The sequence below is a fragment of the Paucibacter sp. PLA-PC-4 genome (genome assembly GCF_026241155.1).
In the GTDB taxonomy this organism is placed as follows: Bacteria; Pseudomonadota; Gammaproteobacteria; order Burkholderiales; family Burkholderiaceae_C; genus Roseateles_E.
The window spans coordinates 1-23,338 of sequence record NZ_JAPFGP010000026.1; the positions used below are offsets into that span (position 1 = coordinate 1).

At 66.8% G+C, this 23,338-nt stretch carries 18 protein-coding genes; all 18 read right to left on the minus strand.

The window, feature by feature from the left end; translation table 11 throughout:
* Positions 1–2,401 (minus strand): nitrate reductase subunit alpha (locus tag OOZ63_RS26335; protein ID WP_266008641.1); only part of this gene is annotated, 2,401 nt, incomplete at its 3' end.
* Between the two features lie 10 nt (positions 2,402–2,411).
* On the minus strand, positions 2,412–4,031 hold the full coding sequence (locus OOZ63_RS26340) for an MFS transporter (protein WP_266008642.1): 1,620 nt from the start codon (positions 4,029–4,031) through the stop codon (positions 2,412–2,414).
* Positions 4,032–4,056: 25 nt separating this feature from the next.
* Positions 4,057–5,343, minus strand: a complete 1,287-nt coding sequence (locus tag OOZ63_RS26345) for an MFS transporter (protein WP_266008643.1) — start codon at positions 5,341–5,343, stop codon at positions 4,057–4,059.
* A 164-nt stretch (positions 5,344–5,507) separates the two neighbouring features.
* The gene (locus OOZ63_RS26350) at positions 5,508–6,176 is read right to left on the minus strand and encodes a response regulator (RefSeq protein ID WP_266008644.1); all 669 of its coding nucleotides are present in this window, start codon (positions 6,174–6,176) and stop codon (positions 5,508–5,510) included.
* Positions 6,173–8,086: a type IV pili methyl-accepting chemotaxis transducer N-terminal domain-containing protein gene (locus OOZ63_RS26355; RefSeq protein WP_266008645.1), complete on the minus strand. Its 1,914-nt coding sequence runs from the start codon at positions 8,084–8,086 to the stop codon at positions 6,173–6,175. The genes OOZ63_RS26350 and OOZ63_RS26355 overlap by 4 nt, the downstream gene beginning before the upstream one ends.
* Before the next feature lie 388 nt (positions 8,087–8,474).
* Positions 8,475–9,584: a DUF1173 family protein gene (locus OOZ63_RS26360; protein WP_266008646.1), complete on the minus strand. Its 1,110-nt coding sequence runs from the start codon at positions 9,582–9,584 to the stop codon at positions 8,475–8,477.
* 9 nt (positions 9,585–9,593) lie between these two features.
* The gene (locus tag OOZ63_RS26365; protein WP_266008647.1) at positions 9,594–10,808 is read right to left on the minus strand and encodes an LPD7 domain-containing protein; all 1,215 of its coding nucleotides are present in this window, start codon (positions 10,806–10,808) and stop codon (positions 9,594–9,596) included.
* A 54-nt stretch (positions 10,809–10,862) separates the two neighbouring features.
* Complete coding sequence (locus tag OOZ63_RS26370) at positions 10,863–11,597, minus strand: OmpA family protein (RefSeq protein WP_266008648.1); 735 nt, start codon at positions 11,595–11,597, stop codon at positions 10,863–10,865.
* A 12-nt stretch (positions 11,598–11,609) separates the two neighbouring features.
* On the minus strand, positions 11,610–13,646 hold the full coding sequence (locus tag OOZ63_RS26375) for a type IV secretory system conjugative DNA transfer family protein (RefSeq protein ID WP_266008649.1): 2,037 nt from the start codon (positions 13,644–13,646) through the stop codon (positions 11,610–11,612).
* Positions 13,643–14,788, minus strand: coding sequence for a P-type DNA transfer ATPase VirB11 (gene virB11 / locus OOZ63_RS26380; RefSeq protein WP_266008650.1), 1,146 nt, complete (start codon positions 14,786–14,788; stop codon positions 13,643–13,645). Before virB11 ends, OOZ63_RS26375 begins: the two co-directional genes overlap by 4 nt.
* The gene (gene virB10 / locus OOZ63_RS26385) at positions 14,785–16,359 is read right to left on the minus strand and encodes a type IV secretion system protein VirB10 (protein ID WP_266008651.1); all 1,575 of its coding nucleotides are present in this window, start codon (positions 16,357–16,359) and stop codon (positions 14,785–14,787) included. Before virB10 ends, virB11 begins: the two co-directional genes overlap by 4 nt.
* A complete protein-coding gene (locus tag OOZ63_RS26390; RefSeq protein WP_266008652.1) occupies positions 16,356–17,375 on the minus strand; it encodes a TrbG/VirB9 family P-type conjugative transfer protein in 1,020 nt (339 codons plus the stop codon). The genes virB10 and OOZ63_RS26390 overlap by 4 nt, the downstream gene beginning before the upstream one ends.
* Positions 17,372–18,172, minus strand: a complete 801-nt coding sequence (locus tag OOZ63_RS26395; RefSeq protein WP_266008653.1) for a virB8 family protein — start codon at positions 18,170–18,172, stop codon at positions 17,372–17,374. The genes OOZ63_RS26390 and OOZ63_RS26395 overlap by 4 nt, the downstream gene beginning before the upstream one ends.
* Before the next feature lie 102 nt (positions 18,173–18,274).
* Positions 18,275–18,988, minus strand: a complete 714-nt coding sequence (locus OOZ63_RS26400) for a type IV secretion system protein (RefSeq protein WP_266008654.1) — start codon at positions 18,986–18,988, stop codon at positions 18,275–18,277.
* 58 nt (positions 18,989–19,046) lie between these two features.
* A complete protein-coding gene (locus OOZ63_RS26405) occupies positions 19,047–20,099 on the minus strand; it encodes a type IV secretion system protein (protein WP_266008655.1) in 1,053 nt (350 codons plus the stop codon).
* A 9-nt stretch (positions 20,100–20,108) separates the two neighbouring features.
* The gene (locus OOZ63_RS26410) at positions 20,109–20,525 is read right to left on the minus strand and encodes a hypothetical protein (protein WP_266008657.1); all 417 of its coding nucleotides are present in this window, start codon (positions 20,523–20,525) and stop codon (positions 20,109–20,111) included.
* On the minus strand, positions 20,522–23,014 hold the full coding sequence (locus OOZ63_RS26415; protein WP_266008658.1) for a VirB4 family type IV secretion/conjugal transfer ATPase: 2,493 nt from the start codon (positions 23,012–23,014) through the stop codon (positions 20,522–20,524). The genes OOZ63_RS26410 and OOZ63_RS26415 overlap by 4 nt, the downstream gene beginning before the upstream one ends.
* Positions 22,998–23,330 (minus strand): type IV secretion system protein VirB3, encoded by a 333-nt coding sequence (locus OOZ63_RS26420; RefSeq protein WP_266008659.1) that lies wholly within the window; start codon positions 23,328–23,330, stop codon positions 22,998–23,000. Before OOZ63_RS26420 ends, OOZ63_RS26415 begins: the two co-directional genes overlap by 17 nt.
* Positions 23,331–23,338: the final 8 nt, after the last annotated feature.

Here is a 23,338-nt window from a genome sequence, read left to right on the forward strand (position 1 = left end):
AGTAGAGGCAGGTCGTGCTCATGCGGAAGTCCAGCGTGACCAGCAGGTCCAGCTTGCCCTCGGGGGCCTTGGCATGCCACTGCACCTCCTGCGGCTTCGCGTCGTCCTTGCCGAGGTCCTTGCCCTGCACGCCATTGGTCGTGCCGAGCAGATGCTTGAGGAAGTACTCGTGGCCCTTGCCCGAGGAGCCCAGGATGTTGGAGCGCCAGACGAACATATTGCGTGGCCAGTTGGCCTCGTGGTCGGGGTCCTCGCAGCTCATGCGCAGCGTTCCGTCCTTCAGGCCCCTGACCGCATAGTCCTTGGCGTCCATGCCGGCGGCCTGGGCGTCCTTGACGATCTGAATCGGGTTGAGCTGCATCTGCGGCGCGCTGGGCAGCCAGCCCATGCGTTCGGCGCGCACGTTGTAGTCGATCAGGCTGCCGCCGTACTGGGCCTTGTCGGCGAGCGGGGACAGCACCTCGGAGACGTCGAGCTTCTCGTAGCGCCACTGGTCGGTGTGGGCGTAGAAGAAGCTGGTGCTGTTCATCTGGCGCGGTGGGCGTATCCAGTCCAGCGCAAAGGCCAGCGCGGTCCAGCCGGTCTGCGGGCGCAGCTTCTCCTGGCCGACGTAATGGGCCCAGCCGCCACCGCTCTGGCCGATACAGCCGCACATCATCAGCATATTGATGATGCCGCGATAGTTCATATCGCAGTGGTACCAGTGGTTCATCGCCGCGCCGATGATGACCATCGATTTGCCCCGGGTCTTGTCGGCGGTGCCGGCGAACTCGCGCGCCACCTGCGTGATCAGCTCGCGCTTGACCCCGGTGATGCTCTCGGCCCAGGCCGGCGTGTAGGGCAGGTTGTCGTCGTAGCTGATCGGGGTGTTGTCACCGAGGCCCCGGTTGATGCCGTACTGCGCCACCTGCAGATCGAACACGGTGGCCACCAGGGCTTCGCCGGCTTCCTCATGCTTGCCCAGCTTCAGGCGCACGACCGGCACATGGCGGCTCAGCACGTCCTGCTGCTTGTTGGCGGTGAACTGCGGCGACTCGACGCCGCCGAAGTAGGGGAAGCCGACCTCGGCCACCTCATGGGCCTGAGCGCCGTCCTCCAGCACCGAGAGCTTCAAGCGCACATCGCTGTCGTTGCGCGCTTCCTTGCTCTCCAGATTCCATTTGCCCAGATCAGGCCGCTCGCCGGCGCCCCAGCGGAAGCCGATCGAGCCATTCGGCAGCACCACCTTGCCGAGCGCGTCGAAGGCGAGGGTCTTCCACTCGGGGTTGTTGTCCTGGCCCAGCTTGCCGCCGAAGTCGCTGGCGCGCAGGTAGCGGTCGGGCACCAGCAGCTCGCGGCCGTCGGCCGTGGTCTGCTTCTTCATCTTCACCAGCAGGGGCAGGTCGGTGTAGCGGCGTGCGTAGTCGTCGAAGTAGGCGCTGCGCCCCTTGCCGCCGTCCTTGAAGTAGAACTCCTTCAGGATCACATGCCCCATCGCCATCGCGATTGCCGCATCGGTGCCTTGCTTGGGGTGCAGCCAGATGTCGGCCAGCTTGGAGATCTCGGCGTAGTCCGGCGTGATCGCCACCGTCTTCGCGCCCTTGTAGCGCACCTCGGTGAAGAAGTGCGCGTCCGGCGTGCGCGTCTGCGGCACGTTGGAGCCCCAGGCGATGATGTAGTTGCTGTTGTACCAGTCGGCGCTCTCGGGCACGTCGGTCTGCTCGCCCCAGATCTGCGGGCTGGCCGGCGGCAGGTCGCAGTACCAGTCGTAGAAGCTCATGCAGACGCCGCCCATCAGGCTCAGGTAGCGGCTGCCGGCGGCATAGGAAATCATCGACATGGCCGGTATCGGCGAGAAGCCGATCACGCGGTCGGGACCATGCTTCTTGATCGTGTAGATATTGGCCGAGGCAATGATCTCGTTGACCTCGTCCCAGCTTGAGCGCACAAAGCCGCCGAGGCCGCGGTCCTGCTGCCATTCGCGGCGCTGTTCCTGGTTCTCGACCAGGTTCTTCCAGGCATCGACCGGGGTACGAGCGACATTGCGCGCGGCGCGCCAGTGCTTCAGCAGCGAGCCCCGCACCATCGGGTACTTGACCCGGTTGGCGCTGTACAGATACCAGCTGTAGCTCGCGCCGCGGGCGCAGCCGCGTGGCTCGTGGTTGGGCAGGTCAGGGCGGGTGCGCGGGTAGTCGGTCTGCTGGGTTTCCCAGGTGACGATGCCGCCCTTGACATAGATCTTCCATGAGCAGGAGCCGGTGCAATTGGTGCCGTGGGTGGAGCGCACGATCTTGTCGTGGGCCCAGCGGTTGCGGTAGGCGTCTTCCCAGGTCCGGTCTTCGCCGGTGCTGCGGCCGTGGCCGTCGGCGGAGTCCTCTTTGGGCGATGCGAAGTAATTGAGGCGATCGAGAAAGTGACTCATGTTGAGGTCCTCAGGGATTCTTGACGTAGGCGTTGGGGCGCAGGTAGAACCACCAGTTCAGTACCAGGCAGACGGCGTAGAACAGGGCGAAACCGTAGAAGGCGTACTGCGGCGTGCCGGCCTTGATCTGCTGGCCGATCAGCACCGGCGCGATGAAGGCACCGTAGGCGGCCACCGCCGAGGTCCAGCCCAGCACCGGGCCGGCCTGCTGGCGGTCGAAGATGAAGCCGACGCTGCGGAAGGTCGAGCCGTTGCCGATGCCGCTGGCGGCAAACAGCAGGATGAACAGGCCCATGAACATCGGGAAGTGTTGCTCCGGCGTCGCCGAACCATAGGCCTGCAGCATCACGTAGCCGACCGCCGCCGAGGCGAACACCATGATGGCCGAGATGATCTGGGTGACGATGGAGCCGCCCACCTTGTCCGAGATCCAGCCACCGACGGGCCGCACTGCGGCGCCGACGAAGGGGCCTATCCAGGCATAGGTCAGCGCCGAGGGGGCGTTCGGGTTCTTCAGCGTGTGCTGCATCACGCCGGCCGCGTCGGGCGCATGGATGAAGCCGAAGATCACCGTGATCGCCAGCGGCAGGGCCATCGAGAAGCCGATGAAGCTGCCGAAGGTCACGACGTACAGCGCCGTCATCGCCCAGGTGTGCTTGTTGCGGAAGATCTCGAACTGCTTGGCGACGTTGTCCTTCATCGTGCCGAAGGCCGCGAGCTTCATCACCAGCAGTGCGGCGATGATGTCCAGCGGGATCGCTACCCACATATTGAGTACGCCCAGTCCGGTGGGCGCCGGCAGGTAGAGATAGAGCATCCCGATGGAGGGGATGAAGGCCAGCGAGTACAGATAGGTGATCTTGGCGAACGCAAGCAGCGGGTGGCCGGCGGCCGGCGTCACCGTCTTCAGGTTGTTCATTCCGAACCAGCACAGCAGCGACAGCGGCACCAGGGACAGCACCCAGGCGAAGCCTGCGTTCTGTATCCAGGTGGGCGTGCCGGCGGCGATCTTGCCGAAGATCCAGCCACTGTCCTTGAGTAGCGACTTCGAGTCACCACCCAGGGCGCCGAACAGCCCGACGGTCATCACCAGCGGGATCACGATCTGCATGGTCGTGACGCCGAAATTGCCCAGGCCGGCGTTCAGCCCCAGCGCCGTTCCCTGCAGGCGCTTCGGGAAGAAGGTCGAGATATTGGACATCGACGAGGCGAAGTTGCCGCCGCCGACACCCGACCACAGCGCCATCAGCTGGAACACCCACAGCGGCCACTCGGGGTGCTGCAGCGCCACACCGGTGCCGATGGCCGGGGCCAGCAGCATCGCGGTCGTCAGGAAGATGGTGTTGCGCCCGCCGGCCATGCGGATCAGGAAGCTGGCCGGGATGCGCATCGTGGCGCCCGAGATGCCGGCGATGGCCGTCAGCGTGAACAGCTCGGCCTGGCTGAAGGGGAAGCCCAGGTTCAGCATCTGCACGGTGATGATGCCCCACATGCCCCAGACGGCGAAGCCGCAGAGCAGGGCGGGGATGGAGATCCAGAGATTGCGGTAGGCGATCTTCTTGCCGGTTTTTTCCCAGAACTGTTCGTCCTCGGGGCGCCAGTCCGCGATGTCCTTGTTGCTGCTGCTCATATTTCTCCTTGTTGCGGGCGGGCGTTCAGCGCTGGAAGGAGCGGCTGAAGGGGGCATCGGGCGCGTGCTCGCCCATCACCTCGGTCTTGCGCACCTCGGTCCAGTACATCCAGATCAGCGAGACCCAGACCACGCCGTACATCAGCATGAAGGCGCTGGAGCGGATACCCGTCAGGTCCATCAGCGCGCCGAACATGATGGGCAGCACGAAGCCGCCGAGGCCACCGGCCAGGCCGACGATGCCGCTGATGGCGCCGATGTTCTGGCCGTAGTCGTCGCTGATGTACTTGAATACGCTGGCCTTGCCGAAGGCCCAGGCAATGCCCAGGATGAACATCAGTGCGGTGAACACATAGACGTTCAGGCCGATGCTGAAGGTCCGCTCGCCGTTGATCGTCTGCACGGTGAACTCGGTCTGCGGGTAAGACAGCAGGAACAGGCAGATCCAGCTGACCCACATGACCCACCAGGTGACGTTGTGGGCGCCATGCCGGTCGCTGAGCCAGCCGCCGATCGCGCGCAGCACGCCGCCGGGCAGCGAGAAGCAGGCGGCCAGCAGCGCGGCAACGCGGATGTCCAGGCCGTACTCGCCGACGTAGTACTGCACCATCCACAGCGAGAGCGCCACATAGCCGCCGAACACGATGCTGTAGTACTGGCAGTACTTCAGCACCCTGGGGTCCTTCAAGGCCTTCAGCTGGCTGCCGAAACTGGCCTTGCTGCTGACCAGATGCTGCTCATCCGAGTGGCTGAAGAACCAGAACAGGATGGCCGTGCCCAGCAGCACCGCCGCATAGACATGGGGCACCATGGTCCAGCCGAAGGCCACGACCAGGGCCGGGGCGACGAACTTGTTGACCGCCGCGCCCGAGTTGCCGGCGCCGAACACGCCCATCGCGAAGCCCTGGCGGTTCTTCGGGAACCAGCGCGCCACATAGGGCGTGCCGACCGAGAAGCTGCCGCCGGCCAGGCCGACGAACAGGCCGATGGTCAGGAAATGCCAGTAGGCCGTCGCATAAGCCATCAACCAGATCGGGATCACGCAGGCCAGCATCAGGCTGAAGAAGACGATGCGGCCGCCGAACTTGTCGGTCCAGATGCCCAGCGGCACGCGCACCAGCGAGCCGCTGAGCACCGGCATCGCGGTCAGCAGGCCGAACTCGGTGGCGTTCAGACCGAGCTGCTTCTTGATCGGGATGCCGATCACGCCGAACATCATCCAGACCATGAAGCAGACCGTGAAGGCCAGGGTGCTGACCACCAGCACCGAGAGCGCACGGCCGCCTGGGTTCGAGGGACTTGCTGCAGACATGGAGGAGCTCCTCGTTTTCATGTCTGCCACTGTCGATCTTCGGCCCCGGGCTGAACATCCTTCAGCGGGCGATGGGTGTCAGTGCATCGGAACTAGGGCGCCGCAGCGGGCCTCGTTCGAAAGAACTATGCGGCGCCCTGGTTTGATCTGGCGCAAGCCGGGTCTCAGCCGCCCAGGCCCTGTTCGCTGCCCCAGACCGCCGCCTGCACCCGCGAGCTCAGCTTGAGCTTGCGCAGGATGTGCTGCACATGGATCTTCACCGTGGTCTCGGCGATGCCCAGCGTGCGGGCCATTTCCTTATTGCTGGCGCCGCGGGTCAGCTCCCTGAGGATGTCCAGCTCGCGCGGGGACAGCTCGCCCGCCGGCGGTGGCTTGGGCGCGTTCGCACTTGTGGCGCCGGCGCCGCTGTTGCGCAGCGCGTTCAGCAGCTTGTGCGTCATCTCCGGGCTGACCACCGACTCGCCCCGCATCGTGCGACTCAGCGCGGCGGCCAGGTCCTCGCCGTCGATGGTCTTCAGCAGATAGCCCTGCGCGCCGTTGCGCAGCGCCGCGCTGAGATCGTCCTCGTCCTCGCTGACGGTCAGCATCAGCACGCGCGAGCGCGGCGCCGCCTCGCGCAGCGCCGGCAGCAGCGTCACGCCGCTGACGCCGGGCATATGGTTGTCCAGCAGGATCAGATCGGGCTGCAGGGTCTGGGCGCAGCGCAAGGCCTCGCCGGCATCCGCCGCCTCGCCCAGCACCTCGATACCTTCCTCCTGGCGCAGCAGCGCGATCAGGCCGCGGCGGAACAGCGTGTGGTCGTCGACGACCAGGACGGTGATGGGTAGGCTCATGGGTGCAGGACGGTCTGAAGGGTCTCGGGTACGGCCTGCAGCGAGGTCTGCTGGGGCAGCGTCAGGCGCACCAGCGTGCCGCCCTCGGGCAGCTGGCTGATGCGCAGCTGCGCGCCGATGCGCTGGGCCCGCTCGCGCATGATCTGCAGGCCGACATGGGTCTGCTCGCTGCCGGCATCGGGCAGCTCGATGCCGCAGCCGTTGTCGCGGATCTCGAAACTCCAGCGTGGCAGCTGCTCGACGCTGAGGCTGACATGGTCGGCCTCGGCATGCTTGCGCACGTTCGACAGGGCTTCCTGGATGATGTGCAGCACCTGCACCTGATGATCGGGCGGCAAGGGCAGGCCGTCACCATGCAGGCTCAGATGGGTGCCGAGGCCGCTCTGGCGCTCGAATTTGGCCAGTGTGCTGCGCAGCGCGTGCTCGATGTCCTCGTGGCCGGGCCGGGTGCGGAAGTGCACCAGCAGCTCGCGCACATTGGCATAGCATTCCTTCACCCCGGTGTCGATTTCGTCGACGCTGCGCTCCACCTCGGCGAGACGCTGCTTGGCCAGCGCGCCACGCAGCAGCTGGACCTGGATCTTCAGGAATGCGAGCACCTGGGCGATCGAGTCATGCAGCTCCTGGGCCAGCAGATTGCGCTCTTCGGAGACGGCCATCTCTCGGTCGCGCGCGGCCAGCCGCACATTGTCGACCTGGATCGCGAACTGACCCACCAGCGCATCGAGCAGCAGCCGCTCGGCCTCGCTGAGGCGGCGCTCGCCGTAGAAGAACAGCTCTACCTCGCCGATCATGCGCGTGCCGGCCCGCATCGGCACCGAGATCACGGTCTGGTAACCGGCCGCCTCGCAATGCCCCAGCTTCGGGGCCTCGATGCTCTGGATCGGTATCACGCGGGCGCCGCTCGCCTCGGGCAGGGTGCTGCCGCAGGCACATTCACCCTTGCGCAGGCAGCGCTCGGCGTCGATCATCGCCTGCGGCAGGCAGGTCTGGCCCATCAGCAGCCAGCGCTGCTCGTCCTGCGCGGCCAGCCGCACCGCACAGGCGTCGGCACGCGCGATGCGCGCGACCTTGACGGCAAAGGACTGGGCCATTGTTTCCAGGCTGGCATCGGCCTGGCCTGACATCAATGCCACGTCATATAGCGCCTCCAGCCTTTCGTTTTGCTGTGCAAGGTAGGCCGTCTTCTCTCTGACCTTGTCTTCCAGTCCCTTGTGGGAGTCCTCCAGCGCGCCAGCCATCTGGTTGAAGCCTTCGGCCAATCTGCTGAACTCGACCACTGAACTCCTCTCGTCAACACGCACGCCTAACTGTCCCGCAGCCATCTGCATCAGCCCGTCATGCAGGCGCTGCAAGGGCTGGATGATCCAGACGAAGGTGCCCGAAACAAACACCACCGATGCGGCCACCACCAGCACCACCAGGCTGAAGCACAGGCCGCCAAGGATGGCGGTGCGGGCGGCGATGGTCTGCTCGATGGCGCCGACCAGGGCATCGATGGTGGCGACGAAGGCGTCGACCTGCGGTTTCAGGCTTCGGCTTTCGGGGGTGGTCAAGAATGCGTGACGCAAGGCCGGCCATTGCTGCTCGACAGCAGCCAGCTTCTGGAGGCACTCCTGTGTGCTCGGTACGAACAGGGGCCGCTGTGGATCGCCTGTGCGCAGGCGCAGCACCATGGCCTCGAACTCGCTCAAGTCGTTCTGCAGCGTTGCCGGCCCCGGTTCGGCCGCTGACAATGCCATGCGATAGCTCAGCATACGCATGCGGCCCGCCTCATTGATGGCTCCCGCACCTCCTTCCAGTTGCCAGGACACCCAAAGCGTGAACGCGATGGAAGCTAAGGCCACCACCAGGAAGCTGGTCTGTATCAGAGCCAGCTTGCCGACCAGGCTGCGTAGAAGATGAGGCATCTACGCAGCTTAGTGAAAGCTCAGCCTCATATTCTTGATATGGGTCAATTTGACGGGCTCAAACGGAGCTTGCGCGATTGCAGTATCCGTCGGCTGGGCATGTCTAAACCCAAGGAAGTGTCCTCTGCGTACCGTACGCAGGTGTTGCTGTACCCCACCGTCAGCGGAGACGAAGCTGTGTTTGCCCGGTGCCTTCTTGATCAACTCACAGCTTTCTCGATGAGGGCACTTCAAGGGCTGGGACTCTTGCAGGCCTTGATCTGCATCATGTCTTTGTTTTGATGCTTCCGTGGGAATCTGCGACGGACACGCGTGGCGCCAGGCGATGCATGAACTGGAGAATCGCCGTGACCCTGGCGCATCAGAGAGAGATCGCTTCATCGCAGGCCTACGCGAAAACCGCCTCTGGCACATCCCCTCGATCAGTCAGCACTAGCGAGGGAATATGGGTGTCGGGACGCAGGTCGTAGCGAAGCAGCCGCAAGAACGATCGGCGCGTCCGGACGAATCGGTCCAGCAGCTGCTTGTCGTCCATGGTCTCGACGGGCAGCCAGTGCTGGTTCACGGCCATGAGGTTCAGCTCGGCAATGTGGGGCAGCAGTTCGGAGCCGATGCCAAAGGTCGCGATGATGATCAGGTGGGTATCTTCTGCGGCACTCCACAGCGTCAGCTCCGGCTCGAAGCGAGTGACGAGGCGGTGATAGAGCGGGGGCTCCAGTGCGAACCCGACGTCGGGCACATGCTTGATGACGAGCTTGTGCCCATGCCTGGCAGGAACGATGGCCTTCGCCTCGGCGATCAGCAGGAGCATCGACGCCTCGCCGGAGCGGGACCTTGCGGCTTCGGCCCATCGGGCCTGCCTGCGTGCACGGATCGCGTCCGCCTGCACGACGCAGAAGGGTTCCGGGACCTCGAGCTTGCTGGACAGTGCTTCGCCGCAGGCGACCATCCGTGATGCGGCCTGCAGCAGCTGGCGACGCACGGCCCCCCAACTGCGCCGGCCCTCGAAGCCGGGGTGCCAGCGCGTGAGCTCTGCCTGATCCCAGAGGTAGTGCAGCAGGGCGCGCAGGGACAGGCGAGACGTGCTGCTGCTGGCTGTGCTGGCGACAGAAGGAAGCCGGAGCGGTGTCATGTGGGCTGACCGCCTGGAAAGGGAGAAGCCCAGCTTCAGCAGGGTCATGCCGCTGCTCGGATCCTCCTTGATCGCGCTGCCGAGCAAGGGGCGAATCCCTGACAGCTCCGGCGGGGGCTCATACGAGGGGCAGGCAGGTGCATGCCGAAGGCCTGTTCCGGGCATGCGTTTGACGAGGTAGTTGCCCGCCAGCCTGGCGATGTACATCTCGATGCCCTCTGGCCGGCACAGGCAGCGGGGGCGCCGCTGCCTGCCATAGGCCTGGGCGACGGCTGCTGCGAATCCCGGTGACGTGGGCAGGAGCCGCTGGCCTTCGATCTCCAGCGCTGACGCCTTCGGTCCCATCTTGGTGGCGATTGTGCTCATCGCAGGGCTTCAGCGCACGGGGGGTGCTGGGGCGCGATCGTGCTGGCGATCCGGGGTCCGGCTGACATCGGGTGCTGGTGCTGCGACTGTGGCCTGACGCTCGGCGCTGCGGTCGTAGACCCTGACCTTGGGCACGTGGCCGTTGCGGGCCATCTCCGCCAGCTGTCTTTCGGCGGCGGCCAGCACGGCCAGGCGCTTGGCTTCGGGCACTTTCTTCTCGGTCAGGATCGCGTCCATGGCGGCGATCACGGCCTTGCGGCTGCCGCCACGGGCCGAGGGTTTGTCGCTGACGACCGCTGGTGCGTGTGGACTGGATGGGCCAACGGCTTCCGGTACGGGCTGGATGCGGTTGTGCTGCCGTGCCTCGCGCTCGCGCCTGAGGAGGTTCATGTCGCCGAGATTGGGCTCGTAGCCCAGGGCCTTGACGCCACGGATGGAGGCTTCCAGCCAGACCATGCGTCGGAAGTCGTCTGCGCCGGAGACCCGCAGTCCCGTCCAGCCTCGGGCTTGGGCGAGGTCGACCATGGAGCGTGCCACTGAGGGGCTGTTGGTGTCGGTGCTCAGGCGCAGATGCGACTCGGTGAAGGCGACCCGGGAGCTGTCGCCACGGAATCGGTACTCGGTGCTGCCGATCGCCATGTCACCGAGGGTGATGGGAGCCCGCTTGATGATGTACTGCTCCTGCAGCGAGCTCTCGATGCGCGCCACCATGGCGGCACGCTCGGCTTGTGCGTCGATTCTGGCCTGGATCTTCGCGCCGGCCTTGTCTGCGCCGGCGGCGCGCTTCGCTGCTGGGCCCGTCGTGCGCTCGTCGGCGGCGGCATCAGATGGGTCCGGGAAGTCGTCCCGGGTGGTTCGCAGGTCCGGCGCAGGCTTCATCAAGGCAGGCAGGCGATCGCCACGCTGCCATTCGCCGTCGATCTTGCGGACCGGCGTTCGCGTGCCATCTGCATCGATCGCCGTGAAGCGACTCGCATCCAGTTGTGCCGCCTTGGCGGTCATCTCGCCGAAGGTCCTGGCGCGGTAGGTGACCTCGTTGAAGGGATCCCGAAGCTCGTAGCGCTCGCCTTGCGGCGGCGCCGGATTCAGATCCCTGTCCGCGCGGGCACGAGGGGCCGGCTCGACCGTGCCTCCGTGTGCGCCTGCGGGCGCGGCTGCGACGGCAGCCGATGAATGTGCCGGCGCGGCGGCGGCGCCAGGCCTGTTGGTGTGTTCCTTGTCCATGAGGGGCTCCTGTGCGGGCTTGGCAGTCGCTGCGCTTGAGGCTCAGTGCGCGATTCAGTGGGAAAGGGCGCTGGATGCCGAGGCGGTGTTGAGTGCCACAGGCAGGGCGCGATAGATCTCGATCTCGACGCGCCGGTTCAGCCTGCGGCCTTGCGCGGATTGGTTGTCCGCCAGATGGTCTCCGGTGGGTTGGTAGGTCGCCCGGATCTGTGAGGGGCTCACACCTGCAGCGACCAGGTAGTCGGCCACCGCAGCCGCACGCGCTCGGGCGATGCGGCTTTCCGCCGCGACGTCGCCTTGTCCGTCGGTGCGGCCGCGCAGCAGGATGAGCGGCGCTCCTTTGGCTTCCTTGAGCAGCGCGCTGGCCGTGCTCGCCGGGATGTCCACCCGGGTGCTGCCGTACTCGAAGTGAACGATGGCCACCGCGTTGGCCGCGCTGGCCTCGGCGTTCGGGCGGGCCTCAGGACTGTCCGGCTGCGGCTGAGGCTGAGGCTGAGGCAGTTTGGGCGGATGGGGCGGCTCCAGCTTGGCGACGAGGTCCCTCAGCAGGGCCAGTCGCTGTTGTTCTATGGCGGCCCTTGCGGCGCTTCGCTCGGCGCCGAGGGCGCGCAGCTGGCTGTTCCGAAGCTCGGAGCTGCAGGCCTGCAGCTCCACGGCCATGGCGGTGTTTGCCGGCCGCTTGGGCGCATTGTCGACCGAGGGTGGCCTGGGCGGTGAGCTGCAGGACGCGAGCAGCAGGAGCCAGGGGAGGAAGGCGGTGAGAGGGGCGAGGAGTCGGGCGGGGTGCATGGTCAGCTCCTTTCATGGGTGGGCTCGTTCGGTTGCTGTCGCGGGCTCGCGGGGGGCTTGCGAAGCGATGGCAGCGTGGGTCGGGGTCGGTGTTGCCAGGACGCCGTCTGCATCCGGCAATGGTTCGACCGAACCACCGTTTACGCGCGGGGGTGGCGGCATCCCGTCGAGGAACTTCACCAGTCCCTTCGCGATCGATTCGGCATCACCTTCCAGGGGCGGCAGCTTCGATATGTCGTAGGCGAGCTCATCGAAGCGCAGACGCTCTCCGGGTGCGAGTTCGTCGTCTGCCTCGCGCCAGCGCTGCTGAAGGCGGGCGAGGTGAAGGTCCATGTCCAGGGCGGGCACCACCGGCGGCGGCTGCAGGCGCTGCTGGAAGACTGGTTCCCGGTAATAGCGGATCTTGTCGCCGAGGATCGGCTTGCAGCCTTCCATGATGATGACCAGGCGCTCGCTACCGAGTTCCTTGAACTCCTGGGGCAGCAGCAGGGCGCGACGCTGCTCGCTGTCGTTGCGGCTGACCGTTGTCTGCCCCTTGCCGCTGAAGGATCGGCTTCGCCCGTGCGAGGTCGCCCGTTCGGTGAAATGCCCCAGCATCTCGCTGTACTCGTTGGCGTCCCGCTGCTCGCGAGGCGCGAACAGGATCTGCAGCCCGTGGTTGGTGGCGAAGCTGCGAGCCTCCTTGTCGCCATAGACGGCGTCGAGCTGCGACATGGCCTGCACCACGGTCAGCAGGCGCAGGTTGTAGCCGGCGAGGAAGGCGGCCGAGCTCGTGATGATGGGCACACGGCCCATCGCGGTGAACTCGTCGTTCACCAGCAGGCACTGGTAGCGCAAGGTCGAGTCCTGCTCAGGCAGTCGCCGGGTGTTCAGGCTGACCAGCTGCGAGAAGAACAGGCTCAGCAGGGGACGGGCGCTGGCCAGGCGGTGCGGCGGGATGCGCACGTAGATGGAGTGGCGGGTGCGACGCACGTCCTCCACATGAAAATCGTCCCCGCTGGTGGCGGCATCGACGACCGCATCGGCAAAGATCGTCAGCGGCGCGTTGAACGTCGCAACGATGCTCGACAAGGTGGCTTCCGAGCTGGAAAGCAGCCGCTGCAGGGCGTCGACGCACTCGTCGGACAAGGGGTGCTGTCCCTCCCGGCGCTGTTCGATGGTGTCCGTCAAGTGATGCTTCAGCGATCGGCCCTTGCCGGAGGACTGGCGCAGCATCTCGCCGATCGTGCGCTGCAGGCTTGGCGTTTCCAGCAGCAGCAAGCCCAGACCCAGGAACAGGTTGCGAGCCTGGTCGTTGAAGAAAGCCTCGGACGAGGTGCCGCTGCCATCGTTGGGGTAGAACGCCTGCGCGATGCCCAGCAGATCGCCGACCCGGTGCAGCTCGCTGGTCCGTACCGCCGTCAAGGGGTTCCAGCGATGGCTGCGGGCCTCTTCATCAAAGGGTGAGAAGGCATAGACGGTCTGGCCATGCGCGCCGCGGTAACCGGCGGTGACGGCGTAGTTCTCTCCCTTGATGTCCAGCACGACGACCGAGTCCGGCCAGTTCAGCAGATTGGGGATCACGACGCCTGCGCCTTTGCCGCTGCGCGTGGGGGCGGACAGCATCACCGAGAGCTGGCCGTGCAGGCTCAGGAACTTGCCGCGGTGCCGGCCCACCAGGATGCCCGGTCCGCCGGTCGTCGTGAGCCCCGCGCTCTGGATCTCCTGTGCCGTCGCGAAGCGGGCATTGCCGTGCAAGGGGCGGCGCATGCGCAGCGTGGACCACATCGCCGCAGGCAGCAGCACCAACAGCCCGCCCGCGCACAGTGCCATGGAGACCTGCAGTTTCTTGCGAAGCGTGGGATCGTCGGCGTAGAGCTGCCAGTAGCTGGCGATGCTGGTCAGCCGCGCCTGCGCGGGGTTCGCCCGGTTCAGCAGCAGGAACAGGGCGCCGGACAGGTAGGCCGCAGCGCAGGCCAGCGCGGCATAGCCGGCCAGGGCAAAGACAGTGGCCACGACCTTTCTGGAGGTCGACCAGGCTGGGGTCGGAATTTCGCCCGGGCCGCTCATGGGAACAGCTCCCCATTGGCGGGCGCGAGGTCGATGCGGCGCGTCCGGGGTTCATAGCTGATCTCGGAGATGAAGCGTCCCCGCTCGTCGCGGTCGAACTGAACGACCACATCGACCACCTGGCGCAGCAGGCATCGGATCTCGCCCAGGGTCATGCCACCGCCACCCCCGCTGGACTCGCGGATCATCAAGGCCATCTGCTCGATGGCCAGGGCGCAGCTGCCGGCATGCACGCTGGTGAAGCCCGGATGGGCCGATGCAGCCAGCCGAACAAAATCAAAGCACTCCTCGCCGCGAAGCTCGGCCAAGAGGATGCGGTCGGGCCGCATGCGCAGACAGGCTTCGAGCAGCGACCTGGCGCTGACCCGTGCCACGCCCTGGCTGCCCTTGCTGTAGAACAGATGCACGGTGTTGGGGTGGTGGAGCATGGGCAGCTCGGCCGTGTCCTCGATCGTGATCAGCCGTTCCTGCACAGGCACCTCCTCGATCAGTGCCTTCAGGAAGGTGGTCTTGCCTGAACCGGTCTTGCCGCTGACCACGATGGTCTGGCGCTGGCGCACAGCCAGCTGCAGGAACTCGACCAGGCGCCCGGCTTGCAGCAGCGACTGCAGCTCCCGTTCATAGGGCTGGGGGGCATCGGGCCTGGTGCCGCAGCCCAGGCGGTCGAACAAGCCGTCGGCGGCCAGCGCCGGCAGCGGCCGCAGCAGGGTGGAGGGCCGTCGCATCGTGATCGACACCGTGCCGCGCGTGACAGCCGGCGGTATCACGAACTGGATGCGCTCGCCGCTGGGCAGCGTAGCGGCCAGGAGCGGGTGCTCCTGGGAGACCTGCTGGTCGGTGTAGGTGGCCACGGCCATGGCCAGCGACAGGCAGCGTTCCAGGCTCAGCGTCGGCAGCTCGCAGCGCCGCCAGCCCGCCCCGTCCTCGACCATGGCCCAGCCCGGCGCGTTGACGCAGACCTCCAGCACGCCCGGCTCGTCCAGCAGGGCGCGCAGCGGGCGCAGGAACTCGATCACCGAGGTGGCATCGCCAGCCCAGGTGGCGTCCTGGCTTGCGTCGCCCGTAGAGGCGTCCGCAAAGGGGCTTGCTCGGGGCGCCGTCGCCGCGACAGCGGGGGCAGGATGGGCCGGCAGCGTGCTCATGGTGCGCTCGGCTGCAGTTCGTAGACCCCCGAGAAATCGATGTCGCGGGCCACATGGATGGCGGCGATGCCGCCCTGGTTGCGGTAGATCGTCGGCGGGATGTTGATCGTGCTGTCGAGCACCTTCTCAGCGAGCTTCGAGGTGCTCGACGTGGTCGAAGAGAGCACCACGGTGCCGCTGCGGTGTTCCTCGGACTGCTTGCTGGCGATCAGCTGGACCGAGTCGTCGATCAGGGACAGCAGCATGGCCGCGCCGATGCGCTCGGACCAGCGCTTGTCGACATGGCCGTCGATGCCCGACTCGCCGAGCTGGCCGGTGGCCGGGGAGTCGATGTCCACGATCACGCCCAGCGGCGTGCGCACGCGCGTCCACAGCACAGGAATACGCACGGTGCCGGGGCGCACCGTGGTGAGCCGGTACTCGCCGTCCAGGTGCGAGCCCCGCTCGATCAGCAGCACGCGGCCATCGTCGCCGTAGACATGGCGCTGGACCATGCAGCTGACCAGGCCGGCGCTTGCGGTAACCACCCGCGTCTTGAGCGCGCAGCTGAAGGAGGTGCCCTTGGGCAGGGTCAGGCTGCGATTGCCCAGCATGGCCGCCATGGCCTTCGGCGTCGCCGAGCGGGGCAAGATGCCGCCGAGCAACGCTGCTGCGGACTGGCCACCAGGGACCTGGCCCTGGGCCTGGGAGCGCGGCGGTGTGCCCGCAGCTGACTGGTCGGGCGCAAGGTAGGCCGGTGAGCTCAGGCTCGGCGCTCCTGGCTGCGTCGCACCCTGCGCCAGATCTTGGCCGCGCGCCAGATCGCTCGCCTGGGTCAGCTGGTCGAGCAGGCCCTGGAGGCGCCGCTGATAGTCCTGGAGATTGCGCTCCGTCGCGAGCATGGGATCGCCGGCCTCGGTTCCGTGCTCGCCCCCTCGCACGTCCAAGGGGCGACCTGCGGACGACTCGTTGGGCAGGGGGCTCGCCACCCGGGAAGCGCCCAGGCCGGGTTTTGTGGTCACGAGCATGACGGGTGCATCCTCGGGGCGCCCAGCGCTAGGGCCGGCACCGGGCTGTGGGGCAGCGCCGGTCCGCCGCACGCCGATCGGCTCGGCCAGCTCCTCGTCGGTCGGCACCAGCGCTGGAATCCGGTGTGGCGATGCGGTGGCCGGGCCAGCGCTCGCCTGCTTGGCCGCCTGATGCGGGCTGCCGGGCGCTGCCGCGCCCGAGAGATCAAGCTTGCGGGGCTCGGCGCTGGCTGCGGCCGGCCTGTCGCGGCCGGTTTTGCCGTCGTCAGCCGCCGTGCTGAACCAGCTTGATGACCAGCGTTGAACGGCGATCACCGTGATGGTGGCCACGGTGCCAGCGAGCAGGAGCACCGCTATCACGCTCTTCCAGGAGATGGGCGGATGCCGTGGGGCCGACACGTCCGGGATTCGCGCCTGGTCGTCTGTCTGTGCTCCTGGCTTTGCGCCAGCGCCTGCCCGCCTCTCCGATTCGCTGTCCCTGTCCTCGGGCGAGGCGGGAACCACCGATCCGCCCATCTTGCCGGGCCGGTCCATGTCGCTGGCGCTGGTGGATGCGGTGTTCATGGTGCAGCTCCGGCAAGCCTGGACGGTGGGGCTGCAGGCGCGGCTGGGGCCCCGGAGGCCGACGCGGCCGAGGGGGTGGCTTTCAGTGCTCGACGGATGCCCGGGACGGTGGTGCCTTGCTCGGGCGGAATGCCGTCGAGGTCGAAGGCTTCGTTCCACAAGCCGACCACAGCCGTGCCGGCGCGCAGCACCAGGCGCCGGCTCACCCGGTCCACGACCAGCAGCTCGTCTTCCATGCGGGCATTGACCAGGGCTTCGCTGCCGTCGCCAAGGACCTGGAATACCGCTGGCATCTCCCGGTTGCCCGGGAGTCGCAGGTAGGTGAAGCGCCCGTCGTCAAAGACCAGGGTCGGCACGATGTCCTGGGAATGCTCGCCCTCGGCCAGGGAGTATTGCGTGTTCACGATGGCCGGCTTGGCCTGCAGGCGCTCGGAGACCAGTTGCGCCGGGGAGGGCGCTCGCGGCGCATGTGGCTGAAGGCTGGCCTCGATCGCGCTGAGCACCAGGTGGGAACGCTCGGCCGAGCTCATGCGATTCGGCTCGCGGTCGCGCGGTGCTGGTGGTGGGCCAGCAGGTGGTGCCTTGACGATGAGGCGGTACAGGGCCGGCCTGGGATCGTCGTCGGGAAGCACCTGAAACCGCAGGTTGTGGATGCGCCGGCTGGTGACGATGGCCAGGTTGTTGGCTGCTGTGGCCGTGCTCTTGGGCTTGATGAAGACCGTGCGCCCGCTTGGCTGCGCCGCAATGCACCAGGCCGAGTCCGCCTTTGAGCAGTCGCCGCCCAGGCCAGCGGCGAGCTCCGTGATGGACTCGTCCGTATCGAGCAGCACGAGCGTGACCTGGCCTCGCTTGACGGGCACCGTCACGACGCGGTGGGGGTCGTATCTGATCTCACGCAGGCGAGGGTCGGTGGCCGCTGCCGGCGTGCTGCCGGCTGCCGGTCCCGCCCCCAGCAGGACGGCGATCAGCAAGCTGGGCACCGCCGTGCGGCTCATCGCTGCATGGGGCGCATTCATGACCGTCCCCCGGCGGTGTTGATCTCGGGGTCAGAGCGGTAGGCGGTGACCACGAATCCCAAGGGGTTCTCGAGCCGGTCCTTTTCCTTGGCGAGAGCTTTGGGCTGGTACTTGAACACGAGGCTGGCGATATGGCGTGTGCTCAGTTCGGGCAGATTGCGATCCGTCATCCGGACGGTCTTGTCGTAGGTGACCGTCGCTTCTCCGCGGTTGTCGCTGCGACCCGTCGGCGAGAGCCGGACGCTCACGATGTGGATCTGCCAGTCTTCGGCCGCCCCGATCCTCTTTTGCAAGGCGGTGTCGCCCTCGAACTGGCGGTTGTAGTCGGCGAAGACGGCCGGCGTCGCCGAACGGGCGACCTGGTCGAAGTCGCGCTGCAGGAACATCCAGCTGTAGCCCTCGCGGGCCCGCACAAAGGTGGCCAGGTTGTGCTTGTCGAGGGCCTCCAGCGCCGGGACGGTCTCGACGCCGAGGCGCTGCTGTATCGTGGTCTCGCCGGTGAGGCGGTCCACCACGATGGGGATGGGCACGAGTTCGCGCAGAGGGCTTTGTATGAGCACGGTGGCAATGCCCGCCGCCGCGAGGCTCAAGCCGGCCCAGGCGGCGCGCCAGGCGCGCCGCTCGGAGCGCTCCAGCATCTCGACCCGGTCGATCTCCCAGGCCGCGTTGGGGCCCAGAGAAGCGTCCGGTGGATCGCTGTCGAGCGCGTTGGCACCGGTAGCGGTGCTGTCCGGGGCGGCATGTGGCCAGGGTTCGGGCAATGCGGCGGCCTCTCCTGGCATCAGGATTGCACTCATGGTGTGACCTCTTGAATTGGTGGGGCGCCCGGCGGCGCGATCAGGTGCAGGTGCCGGTGGCGAGTTTCAGCGCGGGTGAGGATGAACAGTCAGGGTTGCCGATCAGGGCAGGAAGTCGGCGACCTTGCCGGTGCGGTTGAGCATCTGGTACTGGCGCTCTCGGTCGCGCGAGCGCGCGATGCGTTCCTCGCTGTCCGACATGCCCTGCAGCATCTGCACCTGGGAGACCTCATGGGCGAGCAGGGCGTTCTCGGCGCCGATGCGAGCCTGGATCTCCAGCACGGCCTTCTGGTCGGTCGTGGCATTGATCTGCTGCATCAGGGACTGGATCTGGTGGAGGCGACCGGCCGCCGTGCGCATGGCATCCTGGAGCATGCCCTTCTGCTGGTAAGGCTGAGCCAGCATGGCTTGGCAGCGGGTTTGTTCGTCACCGCTGCGGTCGAGGCAGTTGTAGACCATGTGCAGGTCACGCAGCGCTTTGGCGGTGCCGGTGAGGCCCGAATAGCCGGCGGTGTCGACCGCGTTGATCAGGGTGTAGGCCTCGGCGGGCACGTAGTTGCGCAGCAGCGGGCTGTCGAAGACGGCGCCGAGATTTCGGGAGCCGATGATGCTGTTGAGCTGGCTTTGCAGATGGACGATCTGCTGCACCTGGTTGTTGATCGCCGTGATGTCGTTGATCACCTGCTGGATGGTCTGGGCCAGGTTGGCGGCATCGATGACCGGGATGCCTTGAGCCTGGGCCCTGCCGGGGCTGAAGGCGGTCACGGTGATCGCGAGCGCGCAGAAAACGGATGCGAGCCGGAGGCGAATGATCATGGCGATGCTCCCTTGTGTGGCGGTACGGGGCCGTTCCCGGCTTTGGCCTTTGACCTTGTCAGGCCAGGCCGCGCATGGCGGCGCGCCGGTAGGCTGGGGTGGGGGACGGCGGAGATCCGCCGGTGCTGGCGTATGCGGCACTGCCTGCCGCGCGACCCAGCGCGTAGGGCATGCCGGTGCCGGCCCGGACAATGCCGCCCTGGGTGCTGGCGGCGGCGCGGCTGCGACCCGATGTCGCGCCCAGCCTGGAAACCATCATGACGTTCTGGATCATCTGGACGCCTTGCTGCACGGCCGCCCCACCGGTGAGGGCAGACGCAAGGCCCGGTGCTTGGAAGCAGACGATGGCCATCAGGATCATCACGATGCAGTACTTCAGCGACTCGGCGACGACGTTGAGCTGGGGCCCAAGGAAGCCGCCTTGGGACTGGATGGCCAGCACGATGGCGTCGCCGATGTAGGCACTGAGCCCCAGAGCGAAGAAAGCGAACCAGGCAAGCACCACTGAGTTCAGCAGCGCGGACAACCAGCTGTCGAAGAAGCGGGCGGTCGGGCGCCAGGCCAGGCAGAGGATGAACATGGGGCCGATCGCCAGCGTGAAGCTCAGGAAGGCCTTGGCGAGCGTGACGACGAAGAGCGCCAGGCAAAGGAAGATGACATTGCCGAAGGCGGTGACGACGGCGGCGAAGACCAGGTCTAGCCGCGTGATGCCGGCCTCCTTCATCAGGTCGAGGACGAGCTGGCTGGCCTTGTCATTGAACTCATCGAGAAGAGCGTATGGACTCGCAACCGCTGCTGGGTTGGCAGGTGCGGGAAGGAATGTGACCGCGACACCGGTCGCCAAGGCATTGGCGACTTCGACGACGTGACTGATGTAGATGCCGGACTGGAGGGCGAAAGCCAGCACCAGCCCGATCTTGACCACCTTCCAGACGAAGATCGGGACGGTGTCCGAGGCCTCGCCGCGCAGGACTGCCCAGCCGAACAGCAGGACCCAGAGAGTCATGACAGTCAACACGAGCGGTGTGATCGCGCTCATCAGCGTAGCGATGACGCCGACGACATACGTGTTCAACACGCTGTCGAGCTGAGATCCGAGCCAGGCGAACATGATGGCTCCTCACTGAACCACAAGGTTCGGGAGCGCCTTGATGCTGACGCAGCGGCTGCCGAGGTCGGGCCGTTCGCACTGCAGCCATTCGCCCTTGGACTTCACGATCCACTGCCTGGGACGCTTCTCTGAACCGAATGTCGAAGCCCGGCAGGTGCCCGGCCGCGCGTAGAACTCAGTGCATTCGCGGATTCCATCGTTGGTTTCGACCATCCGCCAGCCGCTGGGCGTGCATGTGGGCCGGGTGGCAGGGCATGGAGGTCCGAGCGTCGCCTTCGGCAGCGGCGGCGTCTCGACACGGGTGCTGCCGTCGGGCGCGACCGTCACGGCTTCATTGCCTTTGACAAAAGGGGCGGGGGCGGAGCAGGCGGCGGCGGTGGCCAGTGCGAGCGAGCTGAGCACGGCGAGCTGCAACGATGTCTTCATGCTGTTCTCCCTGAAACTCTCAGTCGACGATGCTGAACCTCCCGCATGAAGACGGGAAGCCATTGACACGGATCGTCACCATGTTTTTGGCGGATCTCATCGAGCAAGACCACGTTGTCCGTGGTCGCAGACAGCACGGCGATGAAGTCGTCGAGGCCAGTCAGGTCCAGCTCGCAGATCGCGCTGGCATGGCCCTGCTTGACCAGGAAGCGGCGGTTGCCGTGCGTGCCCAGGCTTCGCACGATGTCGTACTCGGTATTCGTAAGCCCGAAGCCCTCGACATACTCCTCGCGCAGCGCCTGGGGGTTGGCCAGGAAGATCTTGGTCACGCTCTGCTCGACCATGGTCCGGCCGATCGGATGGCTCAGAACGTCGGAGGGGCTTTGGGTGTCGAAGATGCCCAGGCCGTTTTGCTTGCGGATGGTCTTCTGCTTGTGCTTGGCGAAGTCGCTGAAGATCTCGTGATCCAGGGCTTTCCAGAACTCGGAGATCACATAGATCAGCCGGCCACCGTCGATGCGCTCCTTCATGACTTCGAGCAGGACCATCATCACCGGCGTCCGTACCTCGGGCAGGTCCAGAAACTCCGTGGTGTCGAAGGCGATGATGGGGGCATCGTCCAGACCGATCAGTTGATCGCCGGCCTGGTCGAAGACCCAGCCCAGCGCGCCGCCCTCGCACCAGCGTCCGAGCCGCTCGAAGAGGCTGTTGTCTCCCGTCTTGGGCAGGTTCTGCCGCAGCGTGGAGAAGCGGCGCAAGGGCGCCGGCAGCATCGCCACCGCCTTGACCGCATCGGCGATCGCGCGCTCGTCGGCGGGCAGCAAGGGCAGGGGCGTGGTGGCGATGCAGGTGCGGACCAGCTGTTCCCAGAACTGGATACGGGCCGGCGTCGGTTCGCGCTGAAGCGGATTGCAGCCGGTGGGCTGGCCCGCTTCGAGCGTGAAGTAGCGGCCGCCCAGGGCCCGGATGGCGATCTCGCAGCCGCGGTCGAGGTCGAACAGCACCAGGCACGGTGCCGGCTGCCATTTGCGGGTCAGCACCAGCAGGAACATCTCCAGCGCGGTCTTGCCCACGCCGGTCGATCCGATGATCAGGGTGTTGCCCGGCAGCTTCTTGTCGGCCGAGTCTTCGCCTTCCGGGCTCGCATGCAGGTTCAGGTAGAAGGGCTGGCCCGAGGGCGTGCGCAGCAGCGCCAGCGCCTGGCCCCAGGGATTGCCGTCGCGCTTGCCGCTGGCGAAGTTGTGGCCGCTGGCCAGGGCTGCGAAGGCGCGCGAGGAGAGCTTGGCGTCGCGCGGCCGCCATTTCCAGTTGCCGGGCATCTGGGCGAACCAGGCGGCGTCGGCTACCAGGTCGACCGGGGACATCTGCAGGCTTGAGGCTTCGCCGACCGCGCCGATCGCCTGCGCGGCACGCCGGCCGGCATCGGCCCCGTCATGGCCGAACACCACCAGGCTGTAGTGGTATTCGCCCATGCAGAACTGGCCGTCGCCGAGCTCGTTCAGGGCCGCGTCCATGTCGGCGATCTGGCTGGCCACGACATCGTCGCTGGCGATCAGCTGGTCGCGCTGCAGTTCCAGCGCGCGCATGGCCTCACGACGCGGCAGGATGGAGAAGGACTGGGTCTCGATGAACTCGCTGTCCTCGTAGAGCAACGCGTCGAGGATGCCGGGTTCGACCGCGTCGGCGTACTCCTTGATATCGACCAGGGCCGCGTAGCGGCGCTCGTCGCCATATCGCAACTCCAGCTTGTCGCCCGCGAAGGACAGGCGGACCTTGGGCAGGGTCCGGTACAGCGGCCCCGTTGCCAGCGGCACGGGATCGGGGCGGCCGTTGACCAGATAACCCAGGAACTCGGCCACCTCGGCGTAGGCCCGCTGGCCCTGCTGGCGGATGCCCAGCAGGCGCGGGCCGAAGCCCTGCAGAACCCGTGCGACCAGGGCTGTGCGCTCCTCCATCACTCGCAGGGCGTCCGACTGGGCCTCGGCAATGGCGACCCGCGAGCGGGGCCTTGACCGCAGCGCCCGGCCCACGCGCGAGGACTCCGGGCGGTAGACCAGGGTCAGGTAGAGCTCATTGCTCATCATGGGGCGCTCGCCGAGCTGGGCCTGGTAGGCCAGGGACAGGTCGCGTGCGAAGCCGGATGCCGGCGGGTGTTCCAGCTGGTCGCTCATATGGCGGTGGAGCCTGTGGGTCCACACGGCCCACTGGCCACCGGCGAGGTTGCGCAGCAGGCTGCACAGGGCCTCATGTCGCTCCTGCACCAGGTGCTCATCGGCGCACTCGAAGGGAATCCCGTCCAGGCGCCAGACGCGCAGGTAGTCGCCACCCCGCGTGATCACGTCGTGGGGGCTGAGCATCGACGAGAACGGCACGAACCTGGCGAGCGGGTTCTCCGTGCGAACCTGGCGCCAGTACCGGGGCTGGGCCGGTGCAGGTTGCCAGAAGCGGCGGCCAGCGCCGGCCGGGGGGCTGCTAGATATGCCAAGCATCACGGGCTCCTCGGTAGAGGGTGGGGGTGTAGCTGCGGGCGCACCAGAAGCGATGGTTGCGGTCATGCAGGCGCAGCATCAGGGCGAGATAGGCCTGCCGGAATCGCTGGTCGTCCCGGGCGGTGATGAGCCTCATCCAGATCAGGGCCGGGCACAGGGCCAGCAGGACCACGAGCGCCGTCCACCAGCTGACGAGCAGGCCGCCCCACACGATCAGCAGCATGCCGCTGCCGAACAGGGTGACCAGCGGCGTGAGCGGAATGCCCAGCTTCATCGCGGGTCGCGTCGCGCCTTTGTAGATCGTCTCGGGCTGCATGGGGGAAC